Below are 22,373 nucleotides of genomic sequence, written 5' to 3' on the forward strand. Positions count from 1 at the left end.
GGGCTGGACGATGCAAGCACACTGGGTCACTCTGCTTCAAGTAAGGGAGACTGGCATGGCGAAAACCGGCTTTTTCTGGGACGAGAAATGCTTTTGGCATTCTGGCGGCAACTATGCGGGCAATCTGCCCGTGGGCGGGCTGGTGCAGCCCCTTGCGGCAGGTGGACTGCCCGAAAACCCCGAAACCAAACGACGCTTGAAGAACCTGATGGATGTAACCGGCCTGACCGCTGCGCTTCACGCCCAATCAGCACCCGAAGCTACGCGCGAGATGTTGGCGCGGGTCCATCCGACCTTGTTTCTGGACAAGTTCAAGCGGGTGTCTGATGCGGGCGGCGGCGAACTTGGCCTGCGCACACCGTTCGGGCAGGGTGGCTATGAAATCGCATGCCTGTCCGCAGGATTGTCCGTTGCGGCGCTTGAGGCCGTTCTGCGGGGTGAAGTGGACAACGCTTATGCTCTGTCGCGCCCGCCAGGGCATCATTGCCTGCCGGAGTTTCCCAACGGTTTCTGCCTGCTTGCCAACCTTGCTGTTGCGATCCGCAGCGCGCGGGCCAACGGGTTGGCCAGACGTTTCGTGGTGCTGGATTGGGACGTGCATCACGGCAACGGGACCGAAGCGATCTTTATCGAAGACCCCGAAGTCCTTACCATCTCGATCCATCAGGAACGCAACTATCCGACTGACACGGGCGATGCTGATATGCGCGGTGAGGGGGATGGGCTGGGCGCGAACATGAACATTCCACTGCCGCCGGGGGCAGGGCACGCCACTTATCTTGAAGCGATGGAGCGGCTGGTGATACCTGCCATCCGTGCCCATGAACCGGAGGTAATTGTGATCGCGTGTGGCTATGACGCGGCGCTGATTGATCCGCTGTCCTGCATGCTTGCGACGGCGGACACGTTCCGGCGAATGACCCGCATGGTCATGGATTTGGCAAATGATCTGTGTAATGGACGCCTGATGATGGCGCATGAGGGCGGATATTCCGAGGTCTACGTGCCCTTCTGCGGTCACGCGGTGCTTGAAGAAATGTCCGGCGCGAAGATCCACGCCCCCGATCCGCTGGCAGAAACATTCGCTGCCCGCCAGCCCAACACGCATATGCTGGGCGTGTATTCCGATCTGATTGCCGGGTTGCAAGATTTTTTTGATGTTAAGTGATGTAACATCTTGACGGGAACCACCCGACACCCGACATGTGCACCAAGCCAGCCGCGTTCGCGGCCAAGCCTGCCTTTTGCCAGACCGAGGACAGAACCATGCCTGACCGCAATCAAGCTGCGCTGGATTTCCTGCTGACCCGCCGTTCGCGTCCCGCCAAGACCCTGACCGGACCGGCCCCTGATCGCACTGCGCTTGACCCTGTTTTGACCGCTGCGGCGCGCAGTCCGGACCATGGAAAACTGGAGCCATGGCGGTTTATCGTGCTGGAACGCGGGGCCATGGCTCGGCTGGCGGAATTGGTCGGCGAACGGGGTGTGGCGCTGGGTGAGCCACCGGAACAGATCACCAAAGCGCAATCGGCGTTCGCCGACAGCCCGCTGGCTGTGGTGGTGGTGTCATCACCCGTCGACTCGCCCAAAGTTCCACAGATCGAACAGACCCTGTCCGCCGGAGCGGTCTGTCTGTCGCTGTTAAATGCCGCGTTGGCCTCGGGCTGGGGGGCAAATTGGCTGACCGGTTGGGCCAGCCATGATCGGCAATTCATGCGTGACGGATTGGGGCTGGGGGATCACGAAATGGTGGCGGGAATCATCCATATCGGCACCGAAACAAGCGCGCCGCCTGAACGGCCCCGCCCGGATGTTGCAGCGATCACAACGTGGGTTGAAACATGATCCTGGACGATTTTTTCCGCTCGGTCGGACAGATGAGCGATCCGCGGTTTCGCAGCGTTCTGATGAAAGGTCTGGCGCTGACCATCGGCCTTTTGATTGCTGTAACGGTCGCGATGACATGGCTTGTCGGTTTTTTGGTGCCTGATACGCTGTCGCTCCCCTTTATCGGCGATGTGTCCTGGGTGGACGGCCTTGCGTGGTGGGCGTCGTTTTTGCTTATGATCGTCCTGTCGGTTGTGTTGATGGTGCCCGTGGCGGGTGCCTTCACCGGCATCTTTCTGGACGATGTGGCCGACGCGGTCGAGGCGCGGCATTATCCCGAATTGCCGCCTGCGCCAGATGTCCCGATGGTCGAAACCATCCGCGACAGCCTTGGCTTTCTGGGCGTCATTCTCGGGGTTAACCTGATTGCCCTGATCTTGTTTTTCTTTGTCGGTCCGCTTGCGCCCATTTTGTTCTGGGCGGTGAATGGCTATCTTCTGGGGCGCGAGTATTTCCAGCTTGCGGCCATGCGCCGTGTGGGGCGGGCGGAAGCAAACCGTTTGCGGTCGCGCAACAACCTGCAAATCTGGCTGGCGGGCACACTGATGGCAATACCGCTGTCGATCCCATTGGTGAACTTACTGATCCCCATTCTGGGGGCGGCCACCTTTACCCATCTGTTCCATCGGGTGTCGCGTCGATAGGGAAAAAACGGGCGGCGAAAAATGTCGTTCGAAGTGATCCAGTTTACAAAGCGCCTCGTATTGAGGTTATGTTGACACTGACCCTTGACCACCCGAGCACCCGGCCCCCTGCGCCACCAGTGCGTCGTCTTGAAGGAAAACCGGTGCCGCATACCAAGACCGAAATTTCAGAGCAAACCATCTGGATGCTCGCCGTTCGGGACAAGCAGGATCGAGACGCGTTTTGCGCGCTATTTGATCACTTCGCACCGCGTCTGAAAGGGTTCATCATGCGGACGGGGTGTTCGGCACCGCAAGCCGAAGAGATCGTGCAAGATGTCATGCTGACTGTTTGGCGCAAGGCGTCGATGTTCGATCCCCACCGGGCGCAGGTGTCGGCCTGGATCTATCAGATCGCCCGCAACCGGCACATCGACATCATGCGCAAGGAAAGTCGCCCGGTGCCGGACGAACTGGCTGAAGACCCCGGAGCCGAACCAGATGCCAGCCAGATCCTTGCGGTCGAGCAGGAGGCTGGAAAACTGAAAATTGCTCTGTCATCGCTGCGGCCAGAGCAGCGAGAAATGATCGAAAAGGCCTATCTGGGCGAGTTGACCCATCAAGAGATCAGCGACCAGACCGGCCTGCCACTTGGAACAATCAAATCCCGCATCCGACTTGGCTTGGAGCGGTTGAGACACGAACTGAAGGGACTGCGCGAATGACCGCAATCACCCATCATATCCCCGATGCCATTCTGGCCGCCTATGCCTCGGGCAGCTTGCAGCATCACTATGCGGTGGCCGTTGCCAGCCATGTGTCACTGTGCGTGCAGTGCCGCGCATCGCTGGAAGCCCATCAGACCATGGGTGGAGCGTTGCTGGAAGTGACCGAGCGTGTGGCAGTCTCGGGAAATATGAAGGCCGATCTTATGGCGCAACTGGATGCGCCGGTAAAATCCGAGCCGGTATATACCCGCCGCGGGATTTATCCTGGCCCGGTGGTCGCGGCATTGAAAGGGCAGGAGCCGAAGTGGAAATCCCTTGGCATGGGGGTGCGCCAGTCGATCTTGTCGCAAGACAAGCAAGGATCGGTCCGCTTGCTTTACATCCCCGGCGGGCAGGCCGTGCCCGATCACGGGCATAACGGGCTTGAAATGACGCTGGTGCTTCAGGGCAGTTTCAGTGACGACACGGGTCGCTTCGGCGTTGGTGACATCGAGATCGCGAATGAAGATCTTGAACATACGCCAATTGCCGATCCCGGCGACCCATGTATCTGCCTTGCCGCCACAGATGCACCGTTACGGTTCAACGCTTTCGTGCCACGCCTGTTGCAGCCGCTGTTTCGGATTTAAGTCACCTCACCACCACCAGTTTGACGAAACGGAACCAGCATTGATCCTCTGGATCCTTTTTTTATCAAGCGGTTGGAGGAATATTGCTGACGTTTGTGTGATCTTCCAAAATACGGTGAACCGCAGGTGCAGGCCACCCGTAATCCTGTCATAGGTACGAGTTAACCAACGGACATTTTGCCAGCCAACAAAGAGATCAACTTAAGAAATCGTTGTTCATAACCACCGCTGCTGCGCTTGCAATGACCCTTGCCGCAAACGCCGCACACGCGGATACTATCGTCGAAATTGCTGCCGCAGACGATCGCTTCTCGACCCTCGTCGCGGTCGTCACGGTCGAAACCCTGCTAAAGCCTGAGAACAGGGGTAGGCTGACGGATATTCTGCTGTATCACGTTGATGACCGCAAACTGACGGCCGGCATGATCCACGTGATCGGCAAACTCCTGTTGCCGGGTGCGCGTCCTGCCTGCAACCAGTCGGTAAGCCTCAAAAAAACACGTTACCGACGAAAATGTTACCCGGTTTGGGCGGCACTACCTTCTTGGTCAGGCCGATGTGGCGCGCAACTATTTCCCGCGATAGACGACGAGGTCGGGAAGATACTCCAACAGACGAATGCCCCAGGAAAAAGGGGCTGGGAAATCGGTGCGGAACCGCGTTGTCCGCATTGCTTTCAGCACATGTTTCGCAGCTTCCTCGGGCGTCATCAGCATCGGCATCTTGAACGTGTTCTTCTGCGTCAGGCGGGTCTCGATGAAACCCGGATTGACGACCCTGACCACGACGCCGGTGTCTTTCAGATCAAACCGCAAGGTCTCGGCCAGGCTGACAAGGGCGGCTTTGCTAGCGCTGTATCCGACGGACGCAGGCAGGCCGCGATAGCCTGCCAGCGATCCGATCAGGGTGATGTCCCCCCGTCCTTTCGCGACCAGCGCAGGCACCATATGCCCCAGCACATGCATCGCGCCGATGAAGTTGACGTTGCACATCATCATCGCAGATTTGCTGTCCCATTCGGTGGCGCGCACCGGGTCATAAGCGCCTGCGATATAGACAACGCCATCAACCTCACCGACCTGTTCGACCGCGCTCTGCACCATTTTCGGGTCCGTCACGTCGATCGGAACAACACGGGCGTCGGTCAACTCATCGGCCAGCTGTTGCAGGCGATCTTGGCTGCGCGCGGACAACACCAGCCTGGCCCCGTCCGTGTCCAGATCATGCGCCAATGCGCGGCCAAGACCTTCGCTCGCGCCGATCAACCAATAGGTTTTACCCTTGAAATCAATCATCACTCGGTGCCTCGATACGTCTTGCTGTCAGAGATCAGAGGCTCGGGCGGGGCGGGTTTGCGCAGGAAGGGAGCGCACTTGAGATACAGGATCAAGGCCTGCCAATAGATCAGTGCCACAACGCGCAGCGCGCCAAACGGGCGACGCACAGCAGCCCAAGCCAGCGATCGGTTGGTGGCTGGCCTCCGGTCGCCGGCCAGCGTGGCCAATACACCGTCATCCCCGTTTTCATACAGAATACGGATGTCGAATTGCCCCTCGGTCATGCCAAAGTTAAACCGATACTGGCCCTCGACCTTCTGGAAGGGGGATACGTGCATCAGCTTTTCGGCAAAGATCGCATCACGCTTTTCGATGGGCCGGAAATCATCATGGGCGCAGAAATAGCAGTGACGGTGCCCGAAAGTGTTGTTCACCTCGGCGATGAATGCGCGGGGCGTGCCGTTCTTGGTGGCGATCCAGAAACTGACCGGGTTGAAGTGAAAACCAAGAAAGCTTGGTTGTGTCAGCAGGCACAGGTCCAGACCATCGTCTGGCAAACCGCGCGCGCTCAATTCGTCGCGAAACCATGCCACACCGCGCCCATCGCCGCGCGGGCCGCCATGGTGTTTGTCCCAAAGCGACCAGAGGTTGAAGTGATTGCGCGAGAGCAGGGTTGGCGCTTGGTCCTTTTCCAGATCACACAACACATAATCAACGCCGTAAGTGAAGGCGTTCTTCAGCTTGCCACGTCTTGCGTGCAGCGTGTGGGCTTGGACATGTTCGACCATTTGTTTCGATTACGCACCATCGTTGCTTCTGGATCACGATTATTGTCTTGGCGGCACAAAAAACTGAACGGCTTAATCATGTTAAGCACATTTTCTGTCGTTCTTACTGATCCAAGTCGTTCCGCGCTCCGTAATCCATTCATGTGGTTTGGAAAAAAGAGGCGTCAATGCTTGATCAACAGCTCGGCCCGCGTAGGAAGATTGCGATTGTCGGCGGAGGTATTTCCGGCCTGTCCGCGGCCTATTACCTGTCACCGCACCATGACGTGACGATCTATGAGGCTGCACCCCGTCTGGGTGGGCACGCCCGCACGGTCATGGCGGGCAAGCATGGCGATCAGCCAGTCGATACCGGTTTCATTGTGTTCAATTACGTCACCTACCCAAATCTCACGCGCCTGTTTAGAGAGCTGGATGTGCCGGTTATCAAAAGCGAGATGAGTTTTGGAGCGAGCATCGACGATGGCTGGTTGGAATATGGTTTGAGTAATCTGAGATGTATTACGGCGCAAAAACGCAACCTTCTGCGCCCCCAGTTCTACAAGATGATCGCGGATATCCTGCGGTTCGGAAAACATGCCGAGGCAGCCGCGAACGACGACGACAAGACCATCGCCGAGTTGGTGGACGAGTTGGGCCTTGGAGAGTGGTTTCGCAACAATTATCTGATGCCGATGTGTGGTGCGATCTGGTCGACGCCCCTGAAGGAGGTTGATCAGTTTCCAGCCCGGTCGCTTGTGCAGTTCTTCCGCAACCACGCGCTTCTGGCGGGGTTGGGCGAGCACCAATGGTGGACCGTCAAAGGCGGCAGCATCGAATATGTGAACCGGCTGGAGGCTGCGCTGCGGACGCGTGAGGTCGATATTCGTCTTGGTGCCCCAGTCATCCGCGTCGCGCGGATGCCATACGGTGTCACAGTGCGAACCGCCGAGCCCCAGGATAAGGGTTATGATGACATCATCCTTGCCTGCCACTCCGATCAGGCACTTGCGATGCTGGGCGATGGCGCGACCGAACTTGAAGCCAGCGCACTGGGCCACATCCGATATCAACCGAACAAGGCAGTGTTGCATTGCGACGCTGGCCAGATGCCGAAGCGGCGTGCGGCGTGGTCCAGTTGGGCCTATCGGTCCCAGGACGGAGCGATTGGCGTCACCTATTGGATGAACAAGCTGCAAAACATCCCCGATGATGATCCGCTTTTCGTCACGCTGAATCCCTCTACTCCCATAGCGGCGGACAAAATTTATGACGAGGTAGAGTTTGCCCACCCTGTCTTCGACAACGCTGCCCTGCGCGCGCAGCAAGAGTTGCGTGCGATGCAGGGTATGAACCGTACATGGTTTGCCGGCGCTTATCACCGGCACGGGTTTCATGAGGACGGCATCGCCAGCGCGATGCGGATCGTGCGGATGATCAAACAAGACCACTTAGTGAAAGGATCGGACATTGTATTTGACGAACAAAGCCCTGAAGTCGGAATTCCTGTCCACCTGTGAGCGACTGCGCGACGGGCAGTTGACCCTGCACACGCCAGAGGGAGCGACCTACCACTTTGGCTCCACAGGCCAGGCGGCAGAAATGCAGATCAATGATTGGGCCGCTGTGTCGGCCATGGCTGCGCATGGGCAGGTCGGTTTGGGTGAAACCTATGTGCAGGGCATGTGGGACACCCCGTCAATTGAAACACTGATGTCGGTTGCCATGCGCAATCGGGATTACCTTGGCAGCTATGATCAGGCCAGCGTGTTCAACAGGGCAAAGTTTCGTCTGGTCGATACGATGTTGCGCGCCAATTCCCGTCGCGGGTCGCGCAAGAACATCCGGTCGCACTATGATGTCGGCAACGAGTTTTATCAGCTATGGCTGGACGAGGGCATGACCTATTCCTCGGGCCTGTTTGCCCATGGAAGTGATGACCTGAGTGATGCGCAGACGCGCAAAAACGCGCGCGCCCTGTCCCGGCTGGGTGGCGGCGAACGCGTGTTGGAAATCGGCTGTGGCTGGGGCGGGTTTGCAGAACATGCAACCCATCAAGGGCGCGATGTGACTGGTGTCACGATCTCGCGCAACCAGCACAGCTATGCGGAATGCCGTTTGGATGGGCGGGCTGATATTCAACTGCGCGACTATCGCGACATCAACGGCAAATACGACAATATCGTCTCGATCGAAATGATCGAGGCCGTGGGTGCGCGATACTGGCCGAGCTATTTCTCGGTCCTTAAGGATAATCTTGCGGAAGGCGGACGCGTTTTATTGCAGGCGATTACGGTCAAGGACAGCTTCTTTGAAACCTATAAAGCTTCGTCTGACTATATCCGACAGTATGTCTTCCCCGGCGGGATGCTGTTGTCGGACAGCGTGATCGACGACCAAGCGCGCCAGGCGGGTTTGCAGGTGCAGGACAACTTCGCCTTTGGTCATGATTACGCCAAGACCTGCCGCATCTGGGCTGAACGATTCACCGCGCAGAAGCGCAAGATCGCCGAAATGGGTTATGGCGAAACGTTCCTGCGCAACTGGCAATACTATCTAGAGATATGCGCCGCGTCCTTCGCTATCGGACACACCAACGTCGTGCAGGTGGAACTGGCCCATGCACGCGCTTAACGTTCTTCTGACGCTGACCAGTATGGCCGCGACACCCGCTTTGGCGCAGAGCAATGTTGCCGCCGCTGCTCTTCCGGGGGCAGAAGTGCGCGGCACGGCGACGCTCCGCTTTCTTGGCCTGCCCCTGTATCAAGCCCGTCTTTTCACTGTTGGTGGTGCGGCGCTGGATTGGAGGCAGGATTTTGGGATCGAACTGACCTATCTGCGCGATCTGACGCAATATGATCTGGTCGAAGCCACGATGCGCGAATTCAAACGCACCGGCGGGGCATTGCCGCTTGAGGTGCAGTTGAGCGGCTGTTTCGACGCTGTGACCAAAGGCGATCGTTATCTGGCCATCTCTGACGGGGCCGACAAAATCGGGTTCTGGCGCAATGGACAACGCAGCTGCACATTGGCTTATCCGCAAATCAAAACCCGCTTCATGGGGATATTTGTGGGTGATAACACGCGTTCTAGATCGTTCACACGAAGGCTGACGGGGGACTAGATGGTCTATCCGCGCGTCAGCCTTTATGCCCTGATGCTGGCCGCGGCTGGCATTCCGTTGTATATCCATTTGCCGCGGTTTGCGTCGGTCAATCTGGGTGTTGAGCTGGGTGTGATCGGGGTGATCTTGCTGTTCATCCGGCTGGTCGATCTGGTGCAGGATCCTGTGCTGGGGTGGGCGATTGACCACTGGCCAAAGGCGCAGCCGCTGTTTGCGATGCTGGCCGCCGCCGGGCTGGCCGTCGGATTTCCCATCCTGTTCTCACTCGAACCGGGTGGGGCTGTTGCGATCAGGTTGTTGGCGATTCTGATCTTTCTGTTTTCGGCCTATAGTCTGGGAATGATCCTGCTGTATGGCCGCAGTGCGACGCTTGCGAAATCAACGAATGCGGATGACTTGATGACCCTTGCCGGGTTTCGTGAAGCCGGGATGCTGGCGGGCGTCATCGTTGCCGCCATCGCACCGGCGATGTTTAAGGGCCTGGGGGCGAGCGGGCAGGGCTATCCCGCCTTTGGATGGTTCTTGGGCGTGGTTGCCGTGACCGTCGCGTTGGTCAGCTTTCCGATCTGGCGGCGCACGCCGGTCATGGGCGAACGGCTGTCCTTTTCCGGTTTGATCGGTGCCGGGGCCTTGCGCCTTCTGGTGCTGGCATTGATCAACAGTCTGCCCGTCGCGGTGACATCCACCTTGTTTCTGTTCTTCGTCGAAGACCGGCTGCAATTGCCCGGCAAGGCGGGCCCATTGTTGATCCTGTTTTTCCTGAGCGCCGGGCTGAGCGTGCCGATTTGGACGCGGCTCAGCCGTCGGGTGGGCCCCAAAATGACACTGGTCATTTCCATGCCGCTTGCGATCCTTGGCTTCATCGGGGCCGCGTTTCTTGCCCCTGGCAGCCTTGTGGGATTTGCGCTTATCTGCGTGGCATCAGGTGCGGCACTGGGCGCGGATATGGTGGTTCTGCCCGCCATGTTTTCCGTCGTGTTGACGAAAGCGGGGCTGAACGCGTCGGCCGCATTTGGCATCTGGTCATTTGCAGGAAAGCTGGGGTTGGCGCTGGCGGCATTTGCCGTCTTGCCGCTGCTCGAAAGCCAAGGCTTCCAGCCCGGGCAGGCCAACAGCGAGGGCGCCCTGACCACGCTCAATATCTCCTATGCCATTGTGCCCAGCATCCTGAAACTCTGCGCTTTCGGCCTTGTGCTGGCGCTTCCAACAGAGGACGGACCCCAATGAAACTTTTAACCGCATTTTTGCTTCTGATCCTGGTTGCCACGTTTGCCAAGACCGTCCTGCTCAGCTTCCGCGCCCAAAGCCCGGACGACTATACCGGAACCAGCCCCGCTTTTTCGTTGAAAGAGCATCTGTCCGGCACATTTACGTCCGAGGGGGTGATCTTTGGACCCACCGGAAAGATGTCCAACAGCTTCGTTGCCCAAATGGTTGGGGAATGGGACGGCGATACGGGCACATTGACCGAGACGTTCACCTATTCCAATGGTCGCACCCAGAACCGGAAGTGGTTTTTGAAACTGGGCGAAGGCAACAGGTTCACCGCCACCGCCGATGACATCGTAGGTCAGGCGAAGGGCGTTGTGTCCGGGTCAACCGTGTCGATCAGATACAAGATTGTTCTGCCACCCGAGGCTGGCAGCCACACGCTCAGCGCCACCGACTGGCTGTATCTGACCAAGGATGGCGTTATCATCAACAAGTCCGAGATGCGTAAATATGGACTGAAAGTGGCTGAACTGATCGCCACAATGCGCCCGGTTGAAGGAACGAATCCCTGATATTTGCGTTGATCAGCACAGAAGAACAGCCAAAACAGAAAGTGTCTCATGTCCCGTCAAGTCCCCTATTTGGCCATCGCCGTTTTGCTTTTGTCGGTCCTTTTTGCGGTGTCCCCGTGGTTCAGCAGCAATTTCGCCGGGTATTCGCCCGACCAGTTTCCCAGCGTCGAAACCTTTTGGCCCGTGCAGCCCGCGGGCTGGGCCTTCGGGATCTGGGGGCTGATCTATCTGTGGCTGATTGTCGGGGCGGCTTGGGGCCTTTGGAAAGCGCCACAGGAAAGGGACTGGCAGCGGATGCGCCGCCCGCTGGCGATCAGCTTGCTGTTGGGCTGTTTCTGGATCGCGGCAGCCAATGCCTCGCCGGTCTGGGCGACGGTGATGATATTCGTGATGGCTGTGACTGCCATTTTGTCGATGCTGCGTGCGGGCAACCAAGATCCGTGGTGGCAGTTGCGGCCCGTGGCGCTTTATGCCGGTTGGTTGACCGCCGCGACGGGCGTGGGCACCGGGGTGGTGCTGGGCGGTTACGAGATTTTATCCCATCAGACCGCAGCCTTGGTGATGTTGGTCGTCGTGCTGATCGCCGCGCTTTCCGTGCAGGCGCTGCGACCGGATGCCTGGGCCTATCCCGCTGCGATCATCTGGGCCTTGTCTGGCGTGATTGCCGCCAATTGGCCATCGCAGAACTGGTCGGTGATCGGGGTGGCGACGCTTGGCATTTTGCTTCTGGGTTGGCGCACGGTGTCCGGTGTCAGGGCGGCCTGACCCTTGGGTCACACCGGAATGGGTGAGTGTTTCTTGATATCGCGCAGCACCACATTGGTCTGCGCGCTTTCCACCGCAGTCTGTTTGAACAGGAACCCCTCCAGAAACGCGTTAAAGGCCACCAGATCACGACACAGCACCCGAAGATGATAATCCGCCTGACCCGTGGTGGCGAAGCATTCCACCACATCCGGGCGACGGTTCACCGCATGAATGAAATCCTCGACCTTGTCGGGGTCATGGCGGGTCAGTTGCACGTGCACAATCGCCTGAAAACTTAGCCCAGCCTTGGCGGGGTTAAGATAGGCACCGTAGCGTTCGATGATCTTCGCGTCCTCCAAGGCACGCACCTTGCGCCAGCAGGCCGAGGTTGACATCCCCACGGCATTGGCAAGCTCTGCGTTCGAGATTGTGCTGTCGCGTTGCAGCATATCCAGAATACGACGGTCTTTGCTGTCCAGCTTCATGGTAAAAATATCATTATAGCTGCCTGCCTTCGGTTAATCTTACCAATTATCGCATTATAGCCGGTGCTGAAAGGTATGAAACACCACGCGGGATGAAATATATTGACCTGGAATCTGTGGAGCCAGCCATGACCCGCCAAGACCCCGACTTTTCAACCTATCAACTTGCAGATCGCTACGCCCGCAAAACGGGCCGTGTCTTTCTGACCGGCACGCAGGCGTTGGTGCGCATCATGCTGGATCAGGCGCAACGCGACCGGGCGGCGGGGTTGAACACGGCGGGCTTCATATCCGGCTATCGCGGGTCGCCCCTTGGCGGGCTGGACCTTGAGTTGTGGCGCGAGAACAAGCGGGTGGCAGATCACAACATCACCTTTCTGCCCGCCGTAAACGAAGACCTTGGTGCAACGGCGGTGCTCGGCGCGCAACAGGCCAGCCTTGACCCCGATTGCGAGGTCGAGGGCGTGTTTTCCATGTGGTATGGTAAAGGGCCGGGGGTGGATCGGTCGGGCGATGCGCTGAAACACGGTAACGCCTATGGATCGGCCCCGAAGGGCGGGGTCCTGGTCGTGGCGGGGGATGACCATGGCTGTGTGTCCTCATCCATGCCGCATCAGTCCGACGTGGCATTCATGTCATGGTTCATGCCGACGCTGAACCCGGCTTCTGTGGCGGAATATCTGGCTTTTGGGGAATACGGCATCGCGCTGTCGCGGTTCAGCGGCACATGGGTCGGGTTCAAGGCCATTTCTGAAACGGTCGAATCCGGTCAATCGGTCGATCTGCTGCCGGATCGTCAGTTCACGTATCCCGAGATCGAGGTGCCGCCCGGTGGATTGCATGTTCGGCTGGCTGATCTTCCCAGCCCCGAGATCGAGACACGGATCGGTCACAAGCTCAACGCTGTGCGCGCCTTTGTCGAGGCCAACCCGATTGACAAAGCCATCTACGACCTCGCCGATGCGACCTTCGGTTTCGTCACCACCGGCAAGGGCCATCTGGACCTGATGGAAGCCCTGCGGCTGCTGGGCGTGGACCAGGCCAAATGCCGCGCGCTGGGCATCGACATCTACAAGATCGGGATGGTCTGGCCGCTGGATCGCCGTGATGCGCTGCGCTTTGTGCGTGGCAAGACCGAGGTGCTGGTGGTCGAGGAAAAGCGCGGCATTATCGAAAGCCAGTTCAAGGAGTATTTCTATGATTGGCCCGGCACCAAACCCAACCGTATGGTGGGCAAATACGACAGTCAGGGCGAGCCGCTGATCCCATGGACGGGCGAGCTGAGCCCGCTTATGCTGGTCCCTATCGTGGCGGCCCGTCTGGACAAGGTGTTTTCCGGCGAAAACTTCACCGCGCGGGCCAAGGCGCTGACGGCGCAGCCCCCGTGCATCCTCAAGACCGATGGCGCGACCCGCACGCCGTATTTTTGCTCCGGCTGCCCGCACAACACCTCGACCAAGGTTCCTGATGGCAGCGTTGCGGCGTCCGGCATCGGCTGTCACGTTATGGCAAGCTGGATGGACCGAAACACCACCGGCTATGCACAAATGGGGGGCGAGGGCGTGCCATGGGTCGCCCGGTCTCGCTTCAATGGCGGCAAGCACATCTTCCAAAATTTGGGCGAGGGCACGTGGTATCACTCAGGCTCGCTGGCGATCCGACAGGCCATCGCGGCGGGCACGAACATCACTTATAAGATCCTCTATAATGATGCGGTGGCTATGACCGGTGGGCAGCCGGTGGATGGGCCGGTCAGCGTGGCGGGTATCATTCAGACCTGCCGTGCCGAAGGAGTCCAGCGGATCGCACTTGTGTCCGATGATATCGGGAAGTTCACCCGCGCCGAGTTTCCGGGCGGCGTGACCTTCCACGATCGGTCCGAGATGGATCAGGTGCAGCGCGAGTTGCGTGACACGTCCGGTGTAACGGTGCTGGTCTATGAACAGGCCTGCGCCACCGAAAAGCGCCGCCGCCGCAAACGTGGCACGATGGAAGACCCTAAAACCGTGCCCTATATCAACCCGCTGGTTTGCGAGGGTTGCGGCGATTGTTCGGTCGAAAGCAACTGTCTGAGTGTCGAACCGCTGGAAACCGAGTTTGGTCGCAAGCGCAAAATCAACCAATCCAGTTGTAACAAGGATATGTCCTGCCTGAAGGGATTCTGTCCCAGTTTCGTGACCATCGAAGGTGCAAACCGGCGCAAGCGGGACACCTCGGGGCTGGATCTGGCGGCGTTGCTGGGCGATGTGGAGCCGCCGAAGCTACCGGACATGGACGACCCTTATGACCTTTTGGTCACGGGCGTCGGTGGCACGGGCGTCGTGACTGTTGGCGCCCTGATCACCATGGCCGCACATTTGGAGGGCAAAGGCTCCAGCGTGCTGGATTTCACTGGGTTTGCGCAGAAGTTCGGCACGGTGCTCAGCTATATCCGGCTGGGTGCGTCGCCAGATCAAGTGCATCAGGTGCGGATTGATACCGGTTCGGCCGATGCGGTGATTGGCTGCGATATGGTCGTGTCGTCCTCGCCCAAGGCGTCCGTGCATTATCGCCCTGGTAGCAAGGTTGTGCTGAACCGGGCAGAGATGCCGACCGGCGATCTTGTCCGGTCGCGCGACGCCAGCCTGCGGATCGACGCGCGTGAACAAGCGGTCAGGGCAGCAGTCGGGTCAGATAATGTGTCGGGTCTTGATGCCAACCATGCTGCCGAAACCCTTTTGGGTGACGCCGTTTATGCCAATGTCATCATGCTGGGTTATGCGTGGCAAATGGGGTTGGTGCCGGTCTCGGAAACCACGCTGAAACAGGCCATTCGGTTGAATGGTGTGAAGATACCCGAAAACTGCCGTGCCTTTGATCTTGGCCGCGTATTGGCCGCTGTACCGGATCGGGTCGCTTTGACCGATCCGAAACCCGCCGAAGGCCCGACGCCAGAGGATCTGATTGCGGTGCGCGCGGACTTCCTGACCGGATATCAGGATGCGGCTTACGCAGACCGTTTTTGCAAAACGCTGTCCGCGTTTGCGGCGCGGTTGCCCGAAAGGATGCGGGACGAAGCGTTGACCATCGCGGCAAAAAGCCTGTTCAAATTGATGGCCTATAAGGATGAATACGAGGTTGCACGGTTGCACACTCAAATGGGGTTCGGTCAGCAGTTGGAACAGGAGTTTGAACCCGGTTTCTCGGTCAAATACCATTTCGCTCCGCCGCTGCTGCCCTTGGGAAAGGACGCGCGGGGACGGCCGCGCAAACGGGCCTTCGGCCCGTGGGTGACACCGGTTTTGACCCGGCTGGCGCGGTTGAAACGCTTGCGCGGCACCATGTTCGACCCGTTTGGCTATACCGCCGAGCGCCGTGAAGAAGTGGCGTTGATCGGCTGGTATGAAAACGGCCTTGCGCAACTGACTGGTAAGATCACCGAGGACAATATTGATGACGTGATTGCTTTTCTGTCGGCCCCGCTTGAAATGCGCGGCTATGGCCCGGTCAAACGAGATGCCGTGGCCGAGGTGAAACCCAAAGCGGAGGCCGCGCTTGGCCGGGTTCTGGCGGGTTGATCCACCCCATCATGTGTTGAGGGTTTTCAGTTTTGTCGGGTCCACCCTTGTTGCCGTTCGCGTAAGACTTATCATGTGTCCACAAACACAAAGGAACATGGCATGGGATTGCTGCAAGACGGCAAATGGGTCGATAAATGGTATGATACGAAATCCAGCGGCGGGCGTTTCAAACGGAAAGACGCGCAGTTTCGCAACTGGATCACTCCCGATGGATCGGCCGGCCCCAGCGGCAAAGCCGGGTTCAAGGCGGAACCGGATCGCTATCACCTCTATGTCTCGCTCGCCTGCCCTTGGGCACATCGCACGCTGATCTTCCGCGCCCTGAAAGGGTTGGAGGAAATGATCCCGATTTCAGTTGTGCACTGGCACATGGCTCAGGATGGCTGGACCTTTCATCCGGTCGACGGCGCGATACCAGACACGGTGAATGGCGCCGAGTTCCTGCACCAGATCTATACCACCGCACAGGCCGATTATTCGGGCCGGGTGACGGTGCCGGTTCTGTGGGACAAGAAAACCAGCACCATCGTGTCCAACGAAAGCTCGGAAATCATCCGCATGTTCAACTCGGCCTTCGATGGCGTCGGGGCGAAAGGTGGTGATTTCCATCCCGCGCCGCTGCGCGATGAGATCGACGCGCTGAATGACCGGATCTATGACACCGTCAACAACGGTGTCTACAAGGCGGGTTTCGCGACCACGCAGGACGCGTATGAAGAAGCGGTCGTGCCGCTGTTTGAAACGCTCGACGGTCTTGAAGAACGGCTGGCCACGCAGCGATACCTGACCGGAACCACAATTACCGAGGCCGACTGGCGCCTGTTCACGACGCTCGTGCGGTTCGATCCTGTCTACGTGGGTCATTTCAAGTGCAACCTGCGCCGGATCGTCGATTATCCGAACCTGTGGGGGTATCTGCGCGACCTGTATCAACAGACGGGCATCGCAGCGACGGTCAACATGACGCATATCAAGAACCACTATTATGGTAGTCATGAGACCATCAATCCCAGCGGTGTGGTGCCGAAAGGGCCGGTAATCGACTTCGACACGCCACATGACCGTGCAGCGCTGGGTTAGTCCAGCCGGGGAAACACCGCCGTTTTCTTGACTGTGCCATAGACGAAGCTGGTGTCGATTGATCCAATGCCACCGATCGGGTGGATGCGGTTGCGGATGAAATCCTCATACGCCTCCAGATCGGACACGACCACGCGCAGTTGGTAATCGGTTGCGCCGGTCAGCACGTGGCATTCCAACACCTCGTCGATTGACAGGATGCGCCGTTCGAAATGCTGCACGTCTTCTGCGTTGTGACGCTCCAGCCGGATGCGCACGAACACCGTGATCGGAAGGCCATAGGCGGCGGCATCGGCGTCCACGGAAAAACCCCGAATGGCCCCAGAAGTTTCAAGATTGCGCAAGCGCCGCAGGCAGGGGGATGGCGACAGGTTCACGGCCTCGGCCAGATCCTGATTGGTCATGCGCCCATTCTGCTGCAAGGCACGGATGATCTGGCGATCTTTTTGGTCCAAGCGCGCCTCCCTTGGCATAATCTGCTAATATGTGAGGCTATCGTGGCATGTTTTGCAATCTTCTGAAAGCCTGGATGCGTCATTCTACGGGCAGGATTCGAAAAGGAAGTTTGCCATGACCTCGTCCCCCACATCCGGTTTTGCCACCCGCGCCATCCATCACGCCTATGAACCGCAGGACAACCAAGGCGCGCTGACGCCGCCGCTTCACCTGACCTCGACCTTCGCGTTTGAAACTGCCGAACACGGGGGAGAGATGTTCGCGGGCGAGCGCCCCGGCCACATATATTCGCGCATCTCGAACCCGACCTGTGATTTGCTTGAGCAACGCATCGCGACGTTGGAAGGGGCTGAGGCCGGGTTGGCTTTGTCCTCTGGCATGGGCGCGATTACTGCAACATTGTGGACTCTGTTGTCGCCGGGCGACGAGGTGATCGTGGACAAGACGCTTTACGGCTGCACCTTCGCCTTCATGCAGCATGGGCTGACGAAATGGGGCGTAACGATTACCCATGTGGATATGAGCGACCCGGAAAACCTGCGTGATGTGATCAGTGACAAGACCCGCGTGGTGTATTTCGAAACCCCGGCCAACCCGAACATGCGTCTGGTGGATATTGCCGCCGTGTCGGACATCGCCCATGGGGCAGGGGCGACGGTGGTGGTGGACAACACCTATGCCACACCTTACCTGACCCGACCGATTGAGCATGGCGCGGACATCGTGCTGCACTCTGCCACCAAGTATCTGGGCGGCCATGGCGACGTTGTGGCCGGACTGGTGGTTGGCACGTTGGAGCAGATTACCGAAATCCGTCTTGTGGGCATGAAAGACATGACCGGTGCGGTAATGGCCCCGTTTAACGCGATGCTGATCCTGCGCGGTCTGAAAACCTTGGCCCTTCGGATGGACCGGCACTGTGCGTCGGCTATGGTGGTCGCGCGCTGGCTGGAAGCCCATCCAGCCGTTGGCACCGTTCACTTTCCCGGGCTGGAAAGCTTCCCGCAACATTCGGTCGCCAATGGCCAGATGGCGCAACCCGGCGCCATGATCGCGTTCGAGGTCGAAGGAGGACTTGCCGGCGGAATTGCCATGATGAACCGGTTGTCGATGGTCCAGCGTGCCGTCTCTCTGGGCGATGCTGAATCGCTGATCCAGCACCCAGCCTCGATGACACATTCGACCTATACGCCCGAGGAACGCGCCGAGCATGGTATCTCGGACGGGTTGATCCGCTTGTCCGTCGGGCTGGAAGAGATCGAGGACATCCTGGCTGATCTTGATGCAGCCTTGCCCCCCGCGATGCAGCACGCAGCAGAGTGATCCGGGTCAAGACTTGATACGGTCAGCCCGTAAAGTGGGGAACTGGGTGTGTGCCGACCGCGATAATTTGACTGGCTCCAACTACCAAAAAACAGCCGCCAAGGCGATTGTCGAGAAAGTCCAGGAATCGACTGCTGGCGGCCCCCTGTGACCGCTACAAACGTAGCGTCAGCGCCGCGCTTGCGGGCAGAGTTGCATTTAATCCGATGTGCGGCTTGCCACGTGACTCCGGGCTGTCATAATCTGCCCCCAATAGAGTAAGCCTGCCACTCGCACGGTGGCGGGCAGTTATTTGAGGCGTAATTTGTATGGCAGGATCAAGCCGCGACATGCTGCTGGATGACAGCGGCCCGGTTCAAAAGGGTCGGCCCCTGATCTCGTTGATCATTCCTGTCTTCAACGAAGAAAATAGCATTCGTGTCTTTCTGGAACGCACAGCCGATGCGCTGGTTTCGCTGCGGGATGCGTTCGATATTGAATATCTGTTTGTCAATGATGGCAGCCGCGACGCGACCGAACGGACGATCATGACCTGCCGAGAAGAGTGGCCCGAGATTTCCCTGGTGAACTTGTCGCGCAATTTCGGCAAAGAGGCCGCCTTGTCTGCTGGTCTGAACCATGCAAGCGGTGATGTCGCGATCCCCATCGATGTGGACCTGCAAGACCCGCCCGAGGTGATCGTGCAGATGATCGCGCATTGGCAGCAAGGGGCCAAGGTAGTCAATGCCCGTCGCGCGCGACGTGATGCAGATACATGGGCCAAGCGCACCAGCGCGGGCCTGTTCTATCGCCTGTTCAACACGCTGGCCGATCATCCCATTCCCAGCGGTGTTGGCGATTTCCGCCTTCTGGACCGTGAAGTGGTGGATGCGATCTGCGCGATGGGAGAGCGGTCACGCTTCAACAAGGCCATCTTCAGTTGGGTCGGATTTGAAACGGCCGAGATCGAATATGATCGACCCGCTCGCGCCGAGGGTGGCAGCCAATGGTCATACTGGAAGCTGTGGAAACTGGCGCTCGACGGGATTTTTGCCTCGTCCACCACGCCGCTTAGAATATGGACCTATGTTGGCCTGTCGATGGCGGTGGCCTCGTTGCTCTATTCCGCTTTCCTGTTCTTCCGGACCCTTTTGTTCGGGGTCGACACGCCCGGCTATGCGTCGACCGCCATTCTGATCCTGACCTTCGGCGGCATGAACATGTTCGCACTGGGGATTATCGGGGAATATGTCGGTCGCATCTATACGGAAGTGCGCCAGCGCCCGCTCTATATTGTGCGTTCATATATCCAGCTGGACACCGGCGAGGGGGAACAAGATGGATCGTGATGTCTATGAGCGTATGAACGAGTTGGAGGCGCATCATTGGTGGTTTGTCGCACGCCGGGATATGATCGAGACGCTCATCCGCCGTCGCACCAATCTTCCGGCGGATGCTCGGATACTGGAAGCCGGGTGCGGAAGCGGCGGAAATTTGGCGTTGCTTCAGCAATTTGGCAAAGTCGATGGATTCGAGTTTGATGACACCGCCCGCGCGGATGCGATCAGGAAATCGGGTCTCGGTCTCGTCTTTGGGGCATTGCCGGATGAGGTGCCGTTCGAGGGTCAGGAATACGATCTGATCGGCCTTTTTGATGTGCTGGAACATGTCGAGCCTGATGTGGCATCGCTGCGCGCGCTTTCACACCACCTGCGCCCCGGCGGCAAGCTGCTTGTCACCGTACCTGCCTTTCCCTTCCTGTGGTCCAAACATGATGAAGCGCATCACCATTATCGTCGCTATACCCGCACCAGCCTGGCCAAGGTCGCGGCAGAAGCGGGCTTGAAAGTGACCTATAGCAGTTATTTCAACACATTGCTGTTCCCGCTTGCCATCACCGCACGCGCTATCAAGAAGATCACGGGAAGCGATGCGCCGGACGATAGTATGCCGCCCAGATGGCTGAACAGGTTGATGCGGCAGATATTCGGGGCAGAACGGTTTGTGCTGGGGCGAATACCTCTTCCGGTTGGCCTGTCGCTTGGCGCCGTGCTTGAGAAGGTCTGACCCTTGTTTGCCCAATTGCTTCGTTTCATTGGCGTCGGCGGATTGGCGACGATCACACATGTACTCGTGGCAACCATCGTCCACAAACTGTTTTCCATGCCGGAAATGTGGTCCAATTTCAGTGGGTTTTGTGCTTCGGTACTGATCTCGTATTTCGGCCACTCAAACTTCACATTCGCCGCTGAACCAAACCATAAGCAGCATTTGCCAAGATTCATTTTTGTATCGCTGACCGGTTTGGCGGCCAGCAGTTTCATTGTCTGGCTGATCAGCACCTTCACAGAAGGCAGCTTCTATCTGGCGATGGTGTTGGTCGCGCTGATGGTACCGTTGGCCACATTTCTGGCGTTAAGATTTTGGGTATTTTCGCATCGTGGTACGCCATTTTTGCCGACCTGGCAGATGGTCTTTGTCACGCTTGGCGGAATGTTCTTGTTTATCGGCATCTATTGGAACTGGCCGGCCAATCACGATACGGCGTGGTACCTGGTTGCGACGCGCAAGATGCTCGGTGGTGCACAGCTTTACGTCGACCTGATCGAGGTCAACCCGCCCCTGAACTTCTATCTGACCATTCCGGCCATTCTGATCGCCGATTTCCTGAAGATCAGCGACGCCAACGGTCAATACTTCTTTGTGGCACTGCTGTATGGCGTCAGCTTGTTGTGGTCCGGCGCCATTCTGCGCGGTGCTGTTGATATAAGCGCTCTGCGCCGCACCGTGTTCTTCGCGTTCATGGCATTGGTCTTTGTTTTAGGCGCAGCAAATAATATCGCGCAGCGCGAACATCTATTGGTGCTGTTTCTGTCCCCGTGGTTGATGTGGTATCTGGTTCGCCCAGAGAAAGGTCCGTCATTGGCCAGCAGCGCTTTCGGCGCGATTGGGATCTGCATAAAGCCATTTTTTCTGGTCTTTCCAATTGCTTTTCTGATTCGAGATATGTGGCGCACGCGATCGTTTGCACCCATTCTGTATCTCCGCAATCTGTTGATGCTCGCGATTGGCGTGATCTATGTGGCACTTGTCGTCGCTTGGCATCCTGAATACCTGGATGATATCGTTCCGATGGCGGGACAGGTCTATGCGGCATACAAGAACACCTTCTGGGGTGTCTTGGTCATTTCGTTACCGCCGAAGATACTGGGTCTGATCATCATGATGCCGCTTGTTTTCACGAAACGGCAGGATGTCGGCGACACGACATTTGCCTTGGCGGCGGCTGCGGCCTTGTTCAGCTACGTCGTGCAAAGCACTGGCTTTGGATATCAACTGGTCCCATTCATCATATATTCATTGCTGGCGGGTGCATGGTGGTTGATCAATGCACGAACCTTGTCGTTGGGCGTCGTCCTGACATCCCTGGCCAGCGCGCTGTTGATGGCCGGGCTGTATGAGCGTGGAAGGTATCGTAACAAGACAACTGACGAAGTGCTCTATATTGCTCAGAAATTTGGGCCAATCGACAGCATGATGGCCGGTTCCATGCAATTGGATATCGGTGCGCCCGTCGCACTGCGCCTGGGGATTGATTGGGTCAGCCGCTATCCTGCCAATTGGCTGTATCCCGGTGCGACTAACAAGCTTGCGAACACCGATTGCGCAAAGGAAGCAGAGCTTTGTGCAGATCTGCAAGCGATTGTGGAGCGTAATCGAACAGACAACCTGAATGATATCCTCGACCACAAACCTGATCTGATCGTCTCAGATCGGGCCGTCACGATTTTTATGGTGAACCCGTTTACCTGGATGACCTTCATGAAAGCCGATCCGCGATTTGTAGAAGAAATGAAGAACTACACGCTGGTTTACAAGGCCGAGCGGTTTGACTTTTACCGGCGCAACGAAGAGTAATGTGGC

Annotated in this window: 21 protein-coding genes; 17 read left to right on the forward strand and 4 right to left on the reverse strand. The window is 58.0% G+C overall.

All coding sequences use genetic code 11. The annotated features are described in order from the left end of the window. The first annotated feature begins 55 nt into the window (after positions 1–55). The 5 genes from AC13C8_RS19240 (at position 56) to AC13C8_RS19260 (ending at position 3,867) form a co-directional block, all read left to right on the forward strand. A complete protein-coding gene (locus tag AC13C8_RS19240) occupies positions 56–1,168 on the forward strand; it encodes a class II histone deacetylase (RefSeq protein ID WP_482848739.1) in 1,113 nt (370 codons plus the stop codon). A 98-nt stretch (positions 1,169–1,266) separates the two neighbouring features. Next, entirely contained in the window at positions 1,267–1,845 is a 579-nt protein-coding gene (locus AC13C8_RS19245; protein ID WP_091432663.1) for a nitroreductase family protein, read from the forward strand. Then, on the forward strand, positions 1,842–2,531 hold the full coding sequence (locus AC13C8_RS19250) for an EI24 domain-containing protein (protein ID WP_482848740.1): 690 nt from the start codon (positions 1,842–1,844) through the stop codon (positions 2,529–2,531). Before AC13C8_RS19245 ends, AC13C8_RS19250 begins: the two co-directional genes overlap by 4 nt. A gap of 68 nt (positions 2,532–2,599) precedes the next feature. Then, positions 2,600–3,235, forward strand: coding sequence for a sigma-70 family RNA polymerase sigma factor (locus tag AC13C8_RS19255; RefSeq protein WP_482848741.1), 636 nt, complete (start codon positions 2,600–2,602; stop codon positions 3,233–3,235). Next, on the forward strand, positions 3,232–3,867 hold the full coding sequence (locus tag AC13C8_RS19260; RefSeq protein ID WP_091431580.1) for a ChrR family anti-sigma-E factor: 636 nt from the start codon (positions 3,232–3,234) through the stop codon (positions 3,865–3,867). Before AC13C8_RS19255 ends, AC13C8_RS19260 begins: the two co-directional genes overlap by 4 nt. A 569-nt stretch (positions 3,868–4,436) precedes the next feature. Here the strand turns inward: AC13C8_RS19260 and AC13C8_RS19265 are convergent. Continuing rightward, positions 4,437–5,162 carry an SDR family NAD(P)-dependent oxidoreductase gene (locus AC13C8_RS19265; protein WP_482848742.1) on the reverse strand — a complete coding sequence of 242 codons (726 nt, stop codon included), beginning with the start codon at positions 5,160–5,162 and terminating at the stop codon, positions 4,437–4,439. Next, positions 5,162–5,932 carry a DUF1365 domain-containing protein gene (locus AC13C8_RS19270; RefSeq protein WP_091431576.1) on the reverse strand — a complete coding sequence of 257 codons (771 nt, stop codon included), beginning with the start codon at positions 5,930–5,932 and terminating at the stop codon, positions 5,162–5,164. The genes AC13C8_RS19265 and AC13C8_RS19270 overlap by 1 nt, the downstream gene beginning before the upstream one ends. Before the next feature lie 167 nt (positions 5,933–6,099). Between AC13C8_RS19270 and AC13C8_RS19275 the strand changes: the two genes are divergently transcribed. From AC13C8_RS19275 to AC13C8_RS19300, 6 genes are read left to right on the forward strand one after another with little or no spacing between them, the layout of a single operon-like run. Further along, the gene (locus AC13C8_RS19275; protein WP_482848743.1) at positions 6,100–7,431 is read left to right on the forward strand and encodes an NAD(P)/FAD-dependent oxidoreductase; all 1,332 of its coding nucleotides are present in this window, start codon (positions 6,100–6,102) and stop codon (positions 7,429–7,431) included. Further along, entirely contained in the window at positions 7,382–8,545 is a 1,164-nt protein-coding gene (locus AC13C8_RS19280) for a class I SAM-dependent methyltransferase (RefSeq protein WP_482848744.1), read from the forward strand. Before AC13C8_RS19275 ends, AC13C8_RS19280 begins: the two co-directional genes overlap by 50 nt. After that, positions 8,532–9,035 carry a hypothetical protein gene (locus tag AC13C8_RS19285; protein ID WP_482848745.1) on the forward strand — a complete coding sequence of 168 codons (504 nt, stop codon included), beginning with the start codon at positions 8,532–8,534 and terminating at the stop codon, positions 9,033–9,035. The genes AC13C8_RS19280 and AC13C8_RS19285 overlap by 14 nt, the downstream gene beginning before the upstream one ends. Beyond that, a complete protein-coding gene (locus AC13C8_RS19290) occupies positions 9,036–10,262 on the forward strand; it encodes an MFS transporter (protein WP_482848746.1) in 1,227 nt (408 codons plus the stop codon). It abuts the gene before it with no gap. Beyond that, on the forward strand, positions 10,259–10,819 hold the full coding sequence (locus AC13C8_RS19295) for a DUF3833 domain-containing protein (protein ID WP_482848747.1): 561 nt from the start codon (positions 10,259–10,261) through the stop codon (positions 10,817–10,819). Before AC13C8_RS19290 ends, AC13C8_RS19295 begins: the two co-directional genes overlap by 4 nt. Before the next feature lie 48 nt (positions 10,820–10,867). After that, entirely contained in the window at positions 10,868–11,584 is a 717-nt protein-coding gene (locus tag AC13C8_RS19300; protein ID WP_482848748.1) for a tryptophan-rich sensory protein, read from the forward strand. A gap of 8 nt (positions 11,585–11,592) precedes the next feature. Here AC13C8_RS19300 and AC13C8_RS19305 read toward each other — a convergent pair whose 3' ends face one another. Beyond that, positions 11,593–12,051, reverse strand: a complete 459-nt coding sequence (locus AC13C8_RS19305; protein ID WP_482848749.1) for an Lrp/AsnC family transcriptional regulator — start codon at positions 12,049–12,051, stop codon at positions 11,593–11,595. Between the two features lie 128 nt (positions 12,052–12,179). Here AC13C8_RS19305 and AC13C8_RS19310 point away from each other — a divergent pair, with 128 nt between their 5' ends. Continuing rightward, positions 12,180–15,608 (forward strand): indolepyruvate ferredoxin oxidoreductase family protein, encoded by a 3,429-nt coding sequence (locus AC13C8_RS19310; protein ID WP_482848750.1) that lies wholly within the window; start codon positions 12,180–12,182, stop codon positions 15,606–15,608. A gap of 102 nt (positions 15,609–15,710) precedes the next feature. Further along, positions 15,711–16,691: a glutathione S-transferase family protein gene (locus tag AC13C8_RS19315; protein ID WP_482848751.1), complete on the forward strand. Its 981-nt coding sequence runs from the start codon at positions 15,711–15,713 to the stop codon at positions 16,689–16,691. Here AC13C8_RS19315 and AC13C8_RS19320 read toward each other — a convergent pair. Beyond that, complete coding sequence (locus AC13C8_RS19320) at positions 16,688–17,146, reverse strand: Lrp/AsnC family transcriptional regulator (protein WP_091432658.1); 459 nt, start codon at positions 17,144–17,146, stop codon at positions 16,688–16,690. The genes AC13C8_RS19315 and AC13C8_RS19320 overlap by 4 nt on opposite strands. A gap of 115 nt (positions 17,147–17,261) precedes the next feature. Here AC13C8_RS19320 and AC13C8_RS19325 point away from each other — a divergent pair, with 115 nt between their 5' ends. The 4 genes from AC13C8_RS19325 to AC13C8_RS19340 all read left to right on the forward strand — a co-directional run bounded on the left by AC13C8_RS19325 (position 17,262) and on the right by AC13C8_RS19340 (position 22,367). Beyond that, complete coding sequence (locus AC13C8_RS19325; RefSeq protein ID WP_482848752.1) at positions 17,262–18,470, forward strand: methionine gamma-lyase; 1,209 nt, start codon at positions 17,262–17,264, stop codon at positions 18,468–18,470. A gap of 308 nt (positions 18,471–18,778) precedes the next feature. After that, positions 18,779–19,798: a glycosyltransferase family 2 protein gene (locus AC13C8_RS19330; protein WP_482848753.1), complete on the forward strand. Its 1,020-nt coding sequence runs from the start codon at positions 18,779–18,781 to the stop codon at positions 19,796–19,798. Further along, a complete protein-coding gene (locus AC13C8_RS19335) occupies positions 19,788–20,516 on the forward strand; it encodes a class I SAM-dependent methyltransferase (RefSeq protein ID WP_091431562.1) in 729 nt (242 codons plus the stop codon). The genes AC13C8_RS19330 and AC13C8_RS19335 overlap by 11 nt, the downstream gene beginning before the upstream one ends. 15 nt (positions 20,517–20,531) lie before the next feature. Next, positions 20,532–22,367 carry a GtrA family protein gene (locus AC13C8_RS19340; RefSeq protein ID WP_482848754.1) on the forward strand — a complete coding sequence of 612 codons (1,836 nt, stop codon included), beginning with the start codon at positions 20,532–20,534 and terminating at the stop codon, positions 22,365–22,367. Positions 22,368–22,373: the final 6 nt, after the last annotated feature.

This window comes from Aliiroseovarius sp. B-4, from assembly GCF_056857795.1.

What these genes read in the sequence shown, in the direction of transcription:
- AC13C8_RS19275 (WP_482848743.1), top strand. Translation starts at nt 6,100, where the DNA reads ATGCTTGATCAACAGCTCGGCCCGCGTAGGAAGATTGCGATTGTCGGC.
- AC13C8_RS19325 (WP_482848752.1), top strand. Translation starts at nt 17,262, where the DNA reads ATGACCTCGTCCCCCACATCCGGTTTTGCCACCCGCGCCATCCATCAC.
- AC13C8_RS19295 (WP_482848747.1), top strand. Translation starts at nt 10,259, where the DNA reads ATGAAACTTTTAACCGCATTTTTGCTTCTGATCCTGGTTGCCACGTTT.
- AC13C8_RS19240 (WP_482848739.1), top strand. Translation starts at nt 56, where the DNA reads ATGGCGAAAACCGGCTTTTTCTGGGACGAGAAATGCTTTTGGCATTCT.
- AC13C8_RS19330 (WP_482848753.1), top strand. Translation starts at nt 18,779, where the DNA reads ATGGCAGGATCAAGCCGCGACATGCTGCTGGATGACAGCGGCCCGGTT.
- AC13C8_RS19255 (WP_482848741.1), top strand. Translation starts at nt 2,600, where the DNA reads ATGTTGACACTGACCCTTGACCACCCGAGCACCCGGCCCCCTGCGCCA.
- AC13C8_RS19260 (WP_091431580.1), top strand. Translation starts at nt 3,232, where the DNA reads ATGACCGCAATCACCCATCATATCCCCGATGCCATTCTGGCCGCCTAT.
- AC13C8_RS19315 (WP_482848751.1), top strand. Translation starts at nt 15,711, where the DNA reads ATGGGATTGCTGCAAGACGGCAAATGGGTCGATAAATGGTATGATACG.
- AC13C8_RS19310 (WP_482848750.1), top strand. Translation starts at nt 12,180, where the DNA reads ATGACCCGCCAAGACCCCGACTTTTCAACCTATCAACTTGCAGATCGC.
- AC13C8_RS19290 (WP_482848746.1), top strand. Translation starts at nt 9,036, where the DNA reads ATGGTCTATCCGCGCGTCAGCCTTTATGCCCTGATGCTGGCCGCGGCT.
- AC13C8_RS19250 (WP_482848740.1), top strand. Translation starts at nt 1,842, where the DNA reads ATGATCCTGGACGATTTTTTCCGCTCGGTCGGACAGATGAGCGATCCG.
- AC13C8_RS19270 (WP_091431576.1), bottom strand. Translation starts at nt 5,932, where the DNA reads ATGGTCGAACATGTCCAAGCCCACACGCTGCACGCAAGACGTGGCAAG.
- AC13C8_RS19300 (WP_482848748.1), top strand. Translation starts at nt 10,868, where the DNA reads ATGTCCCGTCAAGTCCCCTATTTGGCCATCGCCGTTTTGCTTTTGTCG.
- AC13C8_RS19305 (WP_482848749.1), bottom strand. Translation starts at nt 12,051, where the DNA reads ATGAAGCTGGACAGCAAAGACCGTCGTATTCTGGATATGCTGCAACGC.
- AC13C8_RS19265 (WP_482848742.1), bottom strand. Translation starts at nt 5,162, where the DNA reads ATGATTGATTTCAAGGGTAAAACCTATTGGTTGATCGGCGCGAGCGAA.
- AC13C8_RS19335 (WP_091431562.1), top strand. Translation starts at nt 19,788, where the DNA reads ATGGATCGTGATGTCTATGAGCGTATGAACGAGTTGGAGGCGCATCAT.
- AC13C8_RS19285 (WP_482848745.1), top strand. Translation starts at nt 8,532, where the DNA reads ATGCACGCGCTTAACGTTCTTCTGACGCTGACCAGTATGGCCGCGACA.
- AC13C8_RS19245 (WP_091432663.1), top strand. Translation starts at nt 1,267, where the DNA reads ATGCCTGACCGCAATCAAGCTGCGCTGGATTTCCTGCTGACCCGCCGT.